This is a genomic window from Enhydrobacter aerosaccus, from assembly GCF_900167455.1.
Lineage (GTDB): Bacteria > Pseudomonadota > Alphaproteobacteria > Reyranellales > Reyranellaceae > Reyranella > Reyranella aerosaccus.
This window is the reverse complement of record NZ_FUWJ01000003.1, coordinates 26,281-38,769: the sequence shown is the minus strand read 5'-3', so window position 1 is coordinate 38,769 and position 12,489 is coordinate 26,281. Positions and strand designations below refer to the sequence as shown.

Below are 12,489 nucleotides of genomic sequence, written 5' to 3'. Positions count from 1 at the left end.
GGTCAGTTCTTCATCATGCCCACCACGAGGGCGGTGACGTTGTAACGCATCATCGCCTCGTAGGTCGGCGCCGGGCCGTCGGGCCGGGAAAGCGCATCGCTGTAGAGCGCCGGCCCGACATGGACGCCGGCATCGTGCGCGACCTGGTCGATGAGGGCCGGATTGGTGAGGTTCTCGACGAACAGCGCCTTGATGTGCTGGGCCCGCACGTCGCGGATCAGGCCGGCGATGTCGCGCGCCGTCGGCTCGCTGTCGGTGTTGTAGCCGCGCGCTGCCTCGAACCGCACGCCATAGGCGCGGGCGAAATACTGGAAGGCGTTGTGGCCGGTGATGACCTTGCGGCGCTCTGGCGGCACCTTGGCGATCTCGCTGCGGATCCAGGTATCGAGCGCTGCCAGCCGCTGGTCGTAATCGGCGGCGTGGGCGCGATAGAAGGCGGCATTCGCCGGATCGGCCGCGGTCAGGCCCTCGGTGATGTTGGCGACGTAGCGACGGGCACAGCCGACATCCTGCCAGCAATGCGGGTCGAGCGTGGTCGTCGTACCCTGCGAGGCGATGATGCGCCGGCCCTTGAAGGACGCGGCCTCGGCCAGGCGATCGAGCCATCCCTCGAAGCCGAGGCCGTTGCTCACCAGCACCTGCGCCGCCGCCAGCCGGCGCGCATCGATCGGCGTCGGCTGGTAGGTGTGCACGTCGGTGTCCGGGCCGACGATCACGCCGTCCTCGACCCGATCGCCGCCGACCTGGGCCACGAAGTCGCCGAGGATGGAGAAGGTCGAGATCACCTTCAGCTTTGGCTGGGCCGAAGCGGGCAGGGCCGCGAGGACAAGCAGGACGAACAGGAACGCGCGCATTTTGTTACAACATAACATTTGCCGACGCCCTGTCACGCATCGACCGGCATGCCAGGGCGGCCAGGCGATTCAGAGCGGAAAGTCGAGCCAGCGCGGCGTGTGACCGGTTGCCTCGAAGAAGCGTTGCAGGTCGGCCACGGCGATGGCCGTGGTCATGGTGTTGGTGAGCGGATGGGCATTGATTGGACCGCGTTCCCTGAGGCCGCTGTCGAGCACCAGGGTGACGCGTCGGTCGGTGTCGTTTATCACGGCAAAAGGCGTCACCGAGCCCGGTTCGACCCCCAGCGTGCGGCGTAGGCGGTCGGGGCTGCCGAAGGACAGCCGGCCGGCGCCCAGCGCCTCGCCCAGCCGTTTCAGGTCGACGACGCGGTCCTCCAGCGCCACCACCAGCCACATCTCCTCCTTCTTGTTGCGCAGGAACAGGTTCTTGATGTGATGGCCGGGCAGGTCGCCGCGATGGGCCTTGGCCTCCTCGACCGTGAAGACCGGCGGGTGCTCGACCGTCCGGTGGCCGAGGCCCAGGGCGTCGAGGCGGGCGAATAGTTGTTGTGGGTTCAGCATCGGGACGGGCTACAGTGGCGGGATGAAAGGCATCGTTCTGTCCGGCGGCAGCGGCACGCGGCTTTACCCGATGACCCGGGCCGCCAACAAGCAGCTCCTGCCCGTCTACAACAAGCCGATGGTCTATTATCCGCTCACCACGCTGATGCTGGCGGGGTGCCGCGAGATCCTGCTGGTGGTCAATCCGCAGGACGAGCAGGCCTATCGCCGCCTGTTCGGCGATGGCAGCCAATGGGGCCTGCGCCTCGAATATGCGGTGCAGCCGACGGCGGGCGGCATCGCCGAGGCTTTCCTGGTCGGGCGCGACTTCATCGCCGGGGATCGCATAGGCCTGATCCTGGGCGACAACCTGTTCTATGGCGATTCGCTGCCGGCCATGGCCGAACGCGGCGCGCGCGGGACCGGCGCCGTGATCTATGCCTACTGGGTGAGCGATCCGTCGGCCTATGGCGTGATCGAGTTCGACGCCGCGGATCGGCCGGTCGCGATCGTGGAAAAGCCCAAGGCGCCGCGCTCGAACTGGGCCGTGACCGGCCTCTATTTCTACGATGCCGACGTGTGCGACGTCGCCGCCTCGATCCCGCGCTCGGCGCGCGGCGAGCTCGAGATCACCGACGTCAACATGCACTATCTGAAGCAGGGCCGGCTCACGGTCGAGAAGCTCGGCCGCGGCTATGCCTGGCTCGATACCGGCACGCCGTCGAGCCTGCTGCGGGCGGCGCAGTTCGTCGAGACCGTCGAGGATCGCCAGGGCCTGCAGATCGGCAGCCCCGAGGAAGTGGCCTGGCGCAAGGGCTATATCGACGATGCCGCCTTCGCCCGCCTGATCGAGCCGATCCGCGAAAGCGAGTACGGCAAATATCTGCAGCGGCTGGCGGCCCGGGGCTGATTCGCCGGACTTGCCAAGGCGAAGAAAAACCCCTATCAGGACCGCCTTCCGGCACCTACCCGGTCGGAACACGGAGCGCGGGCGTAGCTCAGGGGTAGAGCACGACCTTGCCAAGGTCGGGGTCGAGGGTTCGAATCCCTTCGCCCGCTCCAATTTTTCTACTGCGGAAGCCTATGTCTGCGAACCTCGAAGACATTGAAAAGGCTGTAGCCGAATTGCCCGTCGATCAGCTCGCACGCTTCCGAGTTTGGTTCGAAGAATTCGAGGCGACTCGCTTCGACCAGAAGATCGAACGGGATGCCGCCGCCGGTCGACTAGACCGTCTGGCCGACCAGGCACTTTCGGATTTCCGTGCCGGTCGCGCGCGAGATTTGTGAGACATCTCGCAAGCCCGGCATTCTGGCAGCTCTACGAAGGACTGCCTGAGAATATCCGAACCTTGGCCGACAAGAATTACGCGCTACTCAAAGAGAATCCGCGCCATCCATCCCTGCAATTGAAAAAGGTCGGCCGGTTCTGGTCGGTCCGCGTTGGGAGCCGATATCGGGCGCTGTCCGTTGAAGTCGAAGACGGGCTGCTCTGGTTCTGGATCGGCTCGCATGCCGACTACGACGCTATGATATAGGTCCTCCCCTGAGCGTCGCAGGCGCGAGTAGTTGTCTCTCTGCGCCGGTCTAGTCTAGCGGCGCACCACTCCCTTCACGGCGTTTGCCCGCGACGTCTCCTGCACCTTGCGGTCCGGTCCTGATTGCATGCGCGCCCGCACCTTGTGCCTGAGCTGCTCGAGGGTCGGCTTGTGCAGCGCCGCGATCATCGTCGAAAGTCCGGGCGCCAGAATGGATGTCGTCCAGTAGTCGTCGAAGTCCGCGAAGCTCCTTGGAACGATGATCTCCCGGGTTTCCACGGCATCGAGGCCGGCGCGCGTCCAGAGATCCGCCAAGCCCTTCAGACTGGATACCTGCTGGTTCGGCGGCAACGGCGGTTCCAAGCCCATGGCGCGCAACTCGGCCCGAATCGGACCCATGGGCAAGCCGTTGCCGGGGATATCCCAGGCATAGGCCGATACCCAGCCGCCGGGTTTCACGACCCGGACCATCTCTGCAACGCCCTTGGCGGGATCGGGCACGAAGAAGATGACGAGGGCCATGACGGCGGCGTCGAACTGGCGGTCGGCGAAGGGCAGCGCCATCGCGTTGCCCTGCTGGAACCGCGCCGGCGGGTCGGGGATTCTGGCCCGGGCATAGGCGATCTGGCCTTCCACCGGATCGATCGCCTCGATCGCCGCGGGCGCGCAGCGCTCGACAAGGAGCTGGGTGAAGGCCCCGTTGCCGCAGCCGACATCGACCCACGTCAATCCGGATGCAGGAGCAAGCCAATCGAGGAACTGTTCTCCCGCGAGCCTGCTCCAGATGCCCATCATGCGCTCATAGACGGCGCCATCGTCGAAGCGGAATTGTTGTCCCGACACAATAGGTCTCCCCACGGCTTCGCTCGCGCCTGCCTGCACGCCCGCGCCGCCCATGCCATCACACCCGGGAACGGGATATGAGCACGCGGCCGGGCGGTCTGCCAGTTGCGGCTCGCCTTGCGTCGAGGCTCGGGTGGCACGGCCGGTCGCGCGATGGCATAAGCCCGCCATCGCGCCCCAACCGGATACACCGATGAACGCCTTCTGGAGCCAGGTCACCCGCGAGCTTTCGCCCTATGTGCCGGGTGAGCAGCCGCGGATCGCCAATCTGGTCAAGCTCAACACCAACGAGAGCCCGTTCGGTCCCTCGCCGCTGGCGCTGGAGGCGATGCGGGCCGCCGCCGCCGACACGATGCGGCTCTATCCCGATCCCGAGGCGACCGAATTGCGCGAGGCGCTGGCGGCCCATCATGGCGTGACGCCCGCGCAGGTGTTCGTCGGCAACGGCTCGGACGAGGTGCTGGCCCATGCCTTCGTGGCGCTGCTGAAGCAGCCGCGGCCGCTGCTCTATCCCGACGTCACCTACAGCTTCTATCCCGTGTGGGCGCAGCTGTTCGGCCTCAGTTGCGAGACGGTGCCGCTCGACGACGGCCTGCGGGTACGGATCGAGGACTACCGGCGCGAGGCGGGCGCGATCGTGCTCGCCAATCCCAATGCGCCGACCGGCATCGCGCTGTCGCGGGCGGAGATCGCCCGGCTACTCGAGGAGCATGCCGACATCCCGGTGCTGATCGACGAGGCCTATGTCGATTTCGGTGGCGAGAGCGCGGTGCCGCTGATCGCCGACCATCCCAACCTGCTCGTGGTGCAGACGATGTCGAAGTCGCGCGCGCTCGCTGGGCTGCGCGTCGGCTATGCGCTGGGCGATGCCGGGCTGATCGAGGCGCTCGTCCGAGTCAAGGACAGCTTCAATTCCTATCCGCTCGGCCGCATCGCGCTCGCCGGCGCAACGGCGTCGGTGCATGACGACGCCTATTTCCGTCAGAGCTGCGCCCGGGTCGTGGCCGGACGCGAGGTGATGACGCGCGAGTTGACGCGACTGGGGCTGGACGTGCTGCCCTCGAGCGCGAACTTCGTCTTTGCCCGCCATCCGGCGCGGGACGGAGCCGCGTTTGCGGCTGCGCTGCGCCAGCGGGCGGTGCTGGTGCGCCATTTCAACAAGCCGCGCACGGCGCCCTATATGCGCATCACCGTCGGGACGGCTGAGGACACCGAGCGCCTGATCGCGGCGGCGGCGGATTTCCTGAAAGGATGACCGCCGCGCGCGCTTCGAACGCTATCGTCGCCTGAGCTGCGCAATGTATTGCAGCTCGCGCTTCGCCTTTGCGTCGTTGGGATCGAGATCGAGACACTTCCTGTAGAGAGCTTCCGCCTCACTGAGGTGATTGGTCTCGATCAGCGTGTAGGCCTGCCCCCGCCAGGCACGAGCCAGTTCGGTATTCCGGGTCTCGTTTGGCGAGAATTGCTGGGCGGCCGCTTCGGCCTGTTTGTAGGTTTCCAGAGATGCCGGCCAGTCCTTTTGCATCTGATAGAGATATCCGCGCTCGGACAGGAACAGCGCATTTTGCGGGGCCAGGGCCAGCGCCCGCTCCAGAGGCGCCTTCGCCTCCGAGGGGCGGCCAAGATCCACCAGGGCGTGGGCCTTCAGGTAGTAGCTGAGCGCCCAGTTGATCGGCGCCATGACAGCCGGCCTCTTGGTGCCCGAGTTGGCCCGGTGCACCAGATAGAAAAGTTGCTCGGCCATATGCCGGGCGCAGAAATAGTCGACGTTCTTGTCCTTGTAGCGCGCCTCGTACACGGAGGCGACGCGGTCGAAATACATGAAGATCGCCTCGGACTGGCGTCCTGACATTGAGAGCTTCGCGCCCTTTATCAGCAACTCACCGAGTTTCCTGTCCTCTTCGGATTCCTGATTATGGCTGGCGCGATCGTCGAAGAACGCGCCATCGTCGGTCGTCGATCCAGCCTGCCCCGAGGCTGCGGTGGTCCAGCCGGCCGCCACCATCAGGCCGATCATCAAAGCTCGCATTCCGCTCTCTCTGCCGTCATCCCCGCTTCAACCTTAGCGCGCGACGATGGATCGATACAACGACAGGTGGAGCTATCCTGTCGGCCGTGCCTTTCTGCGCCTTTCTTTCCCGGAGTGCCGTGCGGCCAGCGATGCTCCGGGCGCGAAATCGGCCGCAATTCGGTGCTTGTCAGGCGGGAGCGCGCGGTGTTCCCTGCGCGCCCTGCAACCTGGGACGCACCATGACCTCGCTTGCGATCGTTCGAACCGTCTCCGACCTGCGCCGCGCCGTGGCCGAGTATCGCGCCGCCGGCCGTACGATCGGCATGGTGCCGACGATGGGCGCCCTACACGAAGGTCATGTCAGTCTGGTGAAGGGGGCGCTCGATCGCGGCGACGTTCCGGTCGCCTCGATCTTCGTCAACCCGACGCAGTTCGGCCCGAACGAGGATTTTTCCGCCTATCCGCGCGGCGAAGCCGATGATTTCGCGAAGCTCGAAGCCGCCCACTGCCGTATCGTTTTCGCGCCGAGCGTCGAGGAGATGTATCCCGGTCCGCAACTCACGACCGTGACGGTCGGTGGCAGCATCACCGAAGGGCTGTGCGGCCCGTTCCGCCCCGGCCATTTCCAAGGTGTCGCCACCGTCGTGTGCAAGCTCCTGATGATGGCGACACCGGATCGCGGTTATTTCGGCGAGAAGGACTACCAGCAGCTCCAGGTGCTGAAGCGCATGGCGCGCGATCTCAACCTGCCGGTCGAGATCGTCGGCATGCCGACCATTCGCGAACCCGACGGGCTCGCGATGTCGTCGCGCAACCGCTACCTGTCGGCGGAAGAACGGCAGCGGGCGCTGGCGATGTATCGTGCGCTGGTGACGGCGGCCAATGCGGTGCGCGATGGCCGGACCGCCTGCGCGACAGCCGAGGCGGAGGCGACGCAATCGCTGCTGAAGGCCGGCTTCGACAAGGTGGAGTATTTCAGCGTCGTCGATGCCAACACGCTGGCGCCGCTCGCGAAGGTGACCGGACCCGCCCGCATCGCCGCCGCGGCGAGGCTTGGCCGTACCCGCCTGATCGACAACATCGCCGTGTAACATGTCGTCTGTCGGCGAAGCGTCCGTTCGTGAGGTGTCCGTGCCCGCGGGCAGCCGGCTGGCCGCTCTTTATGCCGGCGCCGATCTCGCCGATGCTTTCGCTGTCGCCCTGCCGCCGTCGGCATCGCGCGACATGGAGCGGCTCACGCGCTTCATGCTGTCCGATCCGCCGGCGTGGTTCAGGGTCCTGCTGGCGATCCGCGATGCCATCATGCGCCCGTTCGGCGTCAAGACGACGTCGAGCCTGCGCGGCTCGGTCGATACTGCGCGGCGTATCGACTTCTTCCCGCTGCTCGCTGTCCACGACGACGAGCTGATCCTCGGCGAGGACGACCGCCATCTCGATTTCCGCCTCTCCGTGCGTTTGGGGAAGAGGCACGCCGACGGACCGGACGAGTTCGTCGCCACGACCGTCGTTCATTGTCACAACCTTCTGGGACGGATCTATCTTGCGGTGATCCTGCCGTTCCATCGTCTGGTCGTGCGATCCATGCTGAGTCGGGCGTCGCGGCGAGGCTGGCCGTCCGATCCTACTTGAGCCCGGCCTTGGGCGGATGACGTTCCCAGCCGAAGACGCTGCGGCCGCCATAGTCCGGCGAGCGCCGCCGTTCCTCGGCGGTGAAGGCCTCGAAACTCGGGCCGCTGGCGTCACGCTCGAGCTGGCGCGCCTGTCGGTCCAGCCGCTGGATGGCGCCCAGCTTTTCGTCGTTGCCGAGCTTGGCGCTGTTGAGCGCCGACTTCAGCGCGGCGATGGTCTCGTCGAGGACCTTGACCGGCACCGGATAGGGATGCCGGTCCTTGCCACCGTGTGCGAGCGAGAAGCGCGCCGGATCGGCGAAACGGCAAGGGGCGCCGTGCACGACCTCGGCCACCATGGCCAGGGAATGCACCGTGCGTGCGCCGACGCCCGGCACCAGCAGCAGATCGGCGAAGTCGGTCGGGCCGCTGTCCGCTGCTGCTGCCAGCGCTCCATGCAGACGCCGCAGGATCACATCCTTCGGCCGCACGTCGTGATGCGCCGGCATGACGAGATGAGGCAGCAAAGGCAGTTCCGGCAGGGCCGGTTCGGCGCTCCGGCCTTCCAGCGCGGCAACCTCGCGCACGATGCGGTCGGGACCGAAGTCGGACAATAGTTCGAGCTGGCCCTGCCGAGACGCGGCGGCTCGGCGATCGGTCAGGTTGACGATCTCGCCCTGGTTCTGACCGTCGATGGCCGTATGCGGCGCATCGACGAAGCTCTTCAGATCTTCCGACAGCCAGTGATAGCGGCGCGCCAATCGGCTTTCGCCATTCATGCCCTGCTGAACCACGACCCACTTGCCGTCGTCGGCGACGATGAAGCCGTGCAGATAAAGATCGAAACCGTCCTGCACGGCGGCGCTGTCGACCTTGGCGACGAGACGGCTGGCCCGGGCGAGGGCGTGGCCATCGAACCCGACCTTGTCGCCAATCGACGCCAGCTCGTGCGGCGTCTGGCGCGAATGGCTGCCGCGGCCGCCACAGACATGCAGGCCGAGCTCGCCGGCGCGTGGCGCCAGCCCGCGTTTCAGGGCGCCGATGACGCTGGTCGTGATGCCGGAGGAATGCCAGTCCATGCCCATGACCGCCCCGAAGGACTGGAACCAGAAGGGATGGGCCATCCGGCGCAGGAATTCCTCGCGCCCATAGTGATGGACGATGGTCTCGGCAATCACCGCCCCCAGCCGCGCCATGCGCTGGCCGAGCCAGGCCGGCACACGGCCCGTATGCAAAGGCAGATCGGCGCTTCCGGATCGTCTGGCCACGAGAATGTCCCGAAAGGAAGGAAGCCCTATTTAGGTATCCGCGGGCTTCCGTTCCACCGGCAAATGGGCGTGTGGCAGGACTCGTGCTAGGCATCGATGCGGATAACGCGATCGAACGGACTGTCATGGACTTGCGCCAGTTGCAGACGCTGCTCGTGGTGGCCGAAGTGGGCAGCCTGAAGAAGGCGTCGCTGCGGCTGCGTATCGTCGAGACGGCCCTCAGCCGGCAGATCAGGCTGCTGGAGGAGGAACTGCGGACCCCTTTGTTCGAGCGGCACGGCCGGGGGCTGACGCCGACCGATGCCGGCCGACGCATGATCGAACGCGCGCGTCCCATCCTGGCGGACCTCGAGCAGCTCAAGGCGGAGATGCAATCGCGGCGCAATGCCGTCGCGGGCAAGGTCGCGGTCGGCCTTCCGTGGCTGCTTCTGGATGCGCTGAGCGCGCGGCTGGCAACGGGCTTCATCCCACGCTATCCCGCGGTCAACATTCGACTGGTGGGGGGCATCTCCAACCAGCTTCGGCGCATGCTGCAGGCGGGCGATCTCGACATCGCCCTGTACTTCGATATCGATCCCGCTTCCGATCCCTCGGTCACGCCGCTGTTCTCGGAGCGGATGCTGCTGGTCGGCGGCCGTTCATGCGGCTATCGGCTCGACCGGCCTCTGCCGTTCGCGCATCTCGCCAAGGTGCCGCTGGCCCTGCCGGAGAGGGAGGAGCCGTTTCGTGCCCATCTGGAAGCAGTGGCGCGCGAGCGCAAATTCTCCCTGGACGTCCGCTTCGAGGTTGGCGCCCTGCAGGCGTTGCGCGCGCTGGCGATGAACGGCCTCGCTCACATATTCGCGTCGCTGCACGCCGTGCGGGCAGATCTCGATGTCGGGTTGCTGACGGCGGCACCGATTCAGAAGCCAATCATCACACGAACCCTGGTGCTGGGCCGGTCGCGCTCGCGCACGCCGACGCGGGCGGCCCAGCTCCTGGCTGGCAGTCTCGAGGACGATGTGCGGGCCATGGCAGCGGACGGCAGTTTCCTGCTCGAGCCCGGAGCACCTTGAGGACGAGCTGCGCCGAGTCTGCAAAATCGGTGAAGTCAGGGTTTGTCCTTTTGCCAACGTCAGGTTGCTGGCGCGTGTGTAAATGTTCTGACGGTCGCTCAGGAGGCCGTCATGACGTTCGCCCGTTGGCTTCTCGTCCTTGTCGCGTTCACGCTTTCGACGGCGTTGCCGGCCGCGGCGCAGAAGCCTGCATCGTCCACCACATCGGTGACAATCGTCGTGCCATACGCTGCGGGCGGTGCCACCGACACCCTGGCGCGCATCCTCGCCGAACGGCTCGGCCCGCGTCTCGGCGTCCCGGTCGTCGTCGACAATCGCGGCGGTGCGGGCGGTGTCATTGGGGCGCAGACTGTGGCCCGCGCCAAGCCCGACGGCCAGACGCTGCTGATGCACAGCAGCGCCATCCTGCCTGTCGCTGCCAACCTGAAGGATCTGAACTTCGATCCGATGAAGGCACTGGAACCAGTCGCGTTCGTCGCGGGCCTGCCGGCAGTCCTCGTCGTCCATCCCTCTGTTCCGGCCAACAACATTGCCGAGTTCATGGCCTATCTGCGCGCCAACCCGGGCAAGCTGAACTGCGGCATCCTCGGCGAGGGCGGCGGTGACGACCAAGCCTGCACGGCCATCGAGAAGGCGGCCGGCGGCAAGATGGAACACCTCACCTATCGCGGTCTGCCGCCGCTCGATCTGGATCTGCTGGCCGGCGTGATCCAGGTGAATGTCGGGTCGGCCGCCGTGCAGATGCCGCTGGTGCGCGAAGGCAAGTTGCGGGTCCTGGCCACGGCCATGGCGCATCGCGTTCCCGATATGCCCGAGGTACCGACCTTGATCGAAGCGGGCGTTCCCTACGATGCGCTGGCGAGCAACGCGATCTTTGCGCCGGCGGGCACGCCGCCCGAGACGGTGGCGCGCCTGAACAAGGAGATCGCCGCCGTCCTCGCCGAGCCGGAGGTGCGGGCGCGTATCGAGGCGCTCGGCTTTCTGCTGGGGCCGTCGGACGTCGAGTCGCTTCGCGCTCTCTTCCAGCGCGATTGGGACCGCGTGCAGGCGAGCTTGAAACACTGATCTTTCCCGAGGAGACGACTCATGACCTATTCCATCGTCGCGCGCTGCCCCCGCACAGGACAATACGGTGTCGCGGTCGCTACCTATTCACCGATGGTCGGCGCGGCAGTGCCACTGGTGGTGAGCGGGCGCGGCGCCGTCGCCTATCAGGTGGTGGCCTCGCCGATCCATCGGGCGATGGCGGGCCAGCTGCTGGCCACCGGTGCCTCCGCCGCGGGCACCCTGGCCGAACTCGCCGCCAAGGATCCCTATTGGCAAAGCCGCCAGGTGACGCTGGTCGACATGTTCGGCGGCGTCGCCGGCTTCACCGGTGCGAACGCGCCGGCGCATTGCGGACACAAGCTCGGCGACGGTTTTGCTGTCGCCGGCAATGTGCTCACTGAGATCTGTCTCGAAGATACTTGGCGGGAATTCAGCAGCACGCAGGGCAGCGACCTGCCGCTGGCGGAGCGTCTAGTCCGGGCGCTGGAGGCCGGCGCCCGCTCCAATGGTCAGCCCGAGGGGCTGACCTCGGCCGCGCTGCTCGTCCATGGCAGCGAGCCGGTGCCGCTGGTCGATCTTCGTGTCGACGTGCACGACACGCCGGTCAAGGAGCTGCGCCGCATCTGGGAATTCGTCCAGCCGCTCCAGGGCTACTACCTGCAACGCAAGACCGATCCGAGCGGCCTGCCGCGCTGGTGGCAGAAGCGCATGGAGCTCGTGCCCGGCTGGAGGCCGAACCATCTCGTCAAGGTGGTGCCGCAGCAATAGCTGCGGCCGTCGGTCAGGCTGCTTGCTCGAGCGTCGAGGCGACGTCGCGCGTGGTGACACGGCGCAGGTCGCGCACCTTGCCTGTGTCGAAGGGCCGGGCGCGATGCATGGTGCAGCGATTGTCCCATACCACCAGATCGCCGGCGCGCCAGCGATGGGCATGGACGAATTGGGGCTGCGTTGCGTGCTCGATCAGGTCGAGGAGCAATAGTCGGCCGTCCGGCACCGGCATGCCGATGATGTGCGAGGCGTGGCTGGCAATATAGAGCGTCTTGCGATGCGAGCCGGGATGGGTGCGCACCACGCGCTGCGGCACGGGCGGCAGGCTCGCCAGCTCCTCCGGTGAGTAGGTGCGGACGTCGAGCTGACTGCGCGAATGCCAGATCGAGTGCTCCGCGACCAAGCCCTCGATCTCCTTCTTCTTCGCCTCCGGAAGCGCATCGTAGGCGGCGCGCATGTCAGCGAACTCCGTTTCGCCGCCCTCGTCGGGCACGACATGCGCATAGAGCAGCGACAAGGCCCCGGGCACGGCGCGGAACGAGGCGTCCGTGTGCCACAGCCGGTTGGCCAGCCAATCGAGACGCCGGCGCGCGGTCTGGTCCATCACCTTGCCGTCGCCGTCGAGATTGGAAATGTCGGCGATCTCGTCGGAGGTCAGCCGATGCTTGATGCTCTGATGCCGCGCCCGCTGCGCCGAGGAGTGGATCGGCCCGAAGTGGCGGGCAAAGTCGATCTGCTGCTCGTCGGTGAGGCGTTGGTCGCGAAAGACCACGACGGCATAGCGGTTGATGGCCGCCTCGATCGCATCGCGATCCTCGGGCCGCAGCGGCTGCGCGAGATCGATCGCGGAAATTTCAGCGACGAAGTCGGGATGAGTGGGAGTGATGGTGATGCTCACGACCGCCTCCTGCGGTTATAGTGGCACGTGACCCGTTCGGGTTCCCATCCATTCTCCGCCAGG

At 66.5% G+C, this 12,489-nt stretch carries 15 protein-coding genes and 1 tRNA gene; 10 read left to right on the top strand and 6 right to left on the bottom strand.

The genetic code is table 11. From position 1 onward, the window contains the following. Window positions 1–2 precede the first annotated feature (2 nt). Both B5D62_RS15485 and B5D62_RS15480 read right to left on the bottom strand, forming a co-directional pair. The gene (locus B5D62_RS15485; RefSeq protein ID WP_085934822.1) at window positions 3–854 is read right to left on the bottom strand and encodes a metal ABC transporter solute-binding protein, Zn/Mn family; all 852 of its coding nucleotides are present in this window, start codon (window positions 852–854) and stop codon (window positions 3–5) included. Between the two features lie 69 nt (window positions 855–923). After that, window positions 924–1,415, bottom strand: a complete 492-nt coding sequence (locus B5D62_RS15480) for a prolyl-tRNA synthetase associated domain-containing protein (RefSeq protein ID WP_085934821.1) — start codon at window positions 1,413–1,415, stop codon at window positions 924–926. A gap of 22 nt (window positions 1,416–1,437) precedes the next feature. On the opposite strand from B5D62_RS15480, the gene rfbA reads away from it, so the two are divergent. From rfbA to B5D62_RS15460, 4 genes are all read left to right on the top strand, one after another. After that, a complete protein-coding gene (rfbA, locus tag B5D62_RS15475; RefSeq protein WP_085934820.1) occupies window positions 1,438–2,304 on the top strand; it encodes a glucose-1-phosphate thymidylyltransferase RfbA in 867 nt (288 codons plus the stop codon). Between the two features lie 77 nt (window positions 2,305–2,381). Beyond that, window positions 2,382–2,456, top strand: a tRNA-Gly gene (locus tag B5D62_RS15470). Between the two features lie 21 nt (window positions 2,457–2,477). Next, window positions 2,478–2,681, top strand: coding sequence for a hypothetical protein (locus tag B5D62_RS15465; protein ID WP_085934819.1), 204 nt, complete (start codon window positions 2,478–2,480; stop codon window positions 2,679–2,681). 62 nt (window positions 2,682–2,743) lie between these two features. After that, the gene (locus tag B5D62_RS15460; protein ID WP_218191087.1) at window positions 2,744–2,929 is read left to right on the top strand and encodes a ParE family toxin-like protein; all 186 of its coding nucleotides are present in this window, start codon (window positions 2,744–2,746) and stop codon (window positions 2,927–2,929) included. 54 nt (window positions 2,930–2,983) lie between these two features. Here B5D62_RS15460 and B5D62_RS15455 read toward each other — a convergent pair whose 3' ends face one another. Further along, window positions 2,984–3,772: a class I SAM-dependent methyltransferase gene (locus B5D62_RS15455; RefSeq protein WP_085934817.1), complete on the bottom strand. Its 789-nt coding sequence runs from the start codon at window positions 3,770–3,772 to the stop codon at window positions 2,984–2,986. A gap of 193 nt (window positions 3,773–3,965) precedes the next feature. Between B5D62_RS15455 and hisC the strand changes: the two genes are divergently transcribed. Continuing rightward, on the top strand, window positions 3,966–5,027 hold the full coding sequence (gene hisC, locus B5D62_RS15450; protein ID WP_085934816.1) for a histidinol-phosphate transaminase: 1,062 nt from the start codon (window positions 3,966–3,968) through the stop codon (window positions 5,025–5,027). A gap of 21 nt (window positions 5,028–5,048) precedes the next feature. Here hisC and B5D62_RS15445 read toward each other — a convergent pair whose 3' ends face one another. Beyond that, window positions 5,049–5,801 carry a tetratricopeptide repeat protein gene (locus B5D62_RS15445; RefSeq protein ID WP_085934815.1) on the bottom strand — a complete coding sequence of 251 codons (753 nt, stop codon included), beginning with the start codon at window positions 5,799–5,801 and terminating at the stop codon, window positions 5,049–5,051. Between the two features lie 221 nt (window positions 5,802–6,022). Between B5D62_RS15445 and panC the strand changes: the two genes are divergently transcribed. Together panC and B5D62_RS15435 are read left to right on the top strand one after the other, a co-directional pair. Then, on the top strand, window positions 6,023–6,874 hold the full coding sequence (panC, locus tag B5D62_RS15440; RefSeq protein WP_085934814.1) for a pantoate--beta-alanine ligase: 852 nt from the start codon (window positions 6,023–6,025) through the stop codon (window positions 6,872–6,874). Window positions 6,875–6,914: 40 nt separating this feature from the next. Further along, complete coding sequence (locus B5D62_RS15435) at window positions 6,915–7,412, top strand: DUF2867 domain-containing protein (RefSeq protein ID WP_231714826.1); 498 nt, start codon at window positions 6,915–6,917, stop codon at window positions 7,410–7,412. Here B5D62_RS15435 and B5D62_RS15430 read toward each other — a convergent pair. Then, window positions 7,405–8,658 carry a DUF763 domain-containing protein gene (locus B5D62_RS15430; RefSeq protein WP_085934812.1) on the bottom strand — a complete coding sequence of 418 codons (1,254 nt, stop codon included), beginning with the start codon at window positions 8,656–8,658 and terminating at the stop codon, window positions 7,405–7,407. The genes B5D62_RS15435 and B5D62_RS15430 overlap by 8 nt on opposite strands. 125 nt (window positions 8,659–8,783) lie before the next feature. Here B5D62_RS15430 and B5D62_RS15425 point away from each other — a divergent pair, with 125 nt between their 5' ends. The 3 genes from B5D62_RS15425 to B5D62_RS15415 all read left to right on the top strand — a co-directional run bounded on the left by B5D62_RS15425 (window position 8,784) and on the right by B5D62_RS15415 (window position 11,528). Further along, on the top strand, window positions 8,784–9,713 hold the full coding sequence (locus B5D62_RS15425; RefSeq protein ID WP_139373909.1) for a LysR family transcriptional regulator: 930 nt from the start codon (window positions 8,784–8,786) through the stop codon (window positions 9,711–9,713). A gap of 111 nt (window positions 9,714–9,824) precedes the next feature. Further along, window positions 9,825–10,778, top strand: coding sequence for a Bug family tripartite tricarboxylate transporter substrate binding protein (locus tag B5D62_RS15420; protein ID WP_085934810.1), 954 nt, complete (start codon window positions 9,825–9,827; stop codon window positions 10,776–10,778). 21 nt (window positions 10,779–10,799) lie between these two features. Beyond that, window positions 10,800–11,528, top strand: a complete 729-nt coding sequence (locus B5D62_RS15415) for a DUF1028 domain-containing protein (RefSeq protein WP_085934809.1) — start codon at window positions 10,800–10,802, stop codon at window positions 11,526–11,528. A gap of 13 nt (window positions 11,529–11,541) precedes the next feature. Here the strand turns inward: B5D62_RS15415 and B5D62_RS15410 are convergent, their stop codons facing one another. Continuing rightward, window positions 11,542–12,426, bottom strand: a complete 885-nt coding sequence (locus B5D62_RS15410; RefSeq protein WP_085934808.1) for a TauD/TfdA dioxygenase family protein — start codon at window positions 12,424–12,426, stop codon at window positions 11,542–11,544. Window positions 12,427–12,489: the final 63 nt, after the last annotated feature.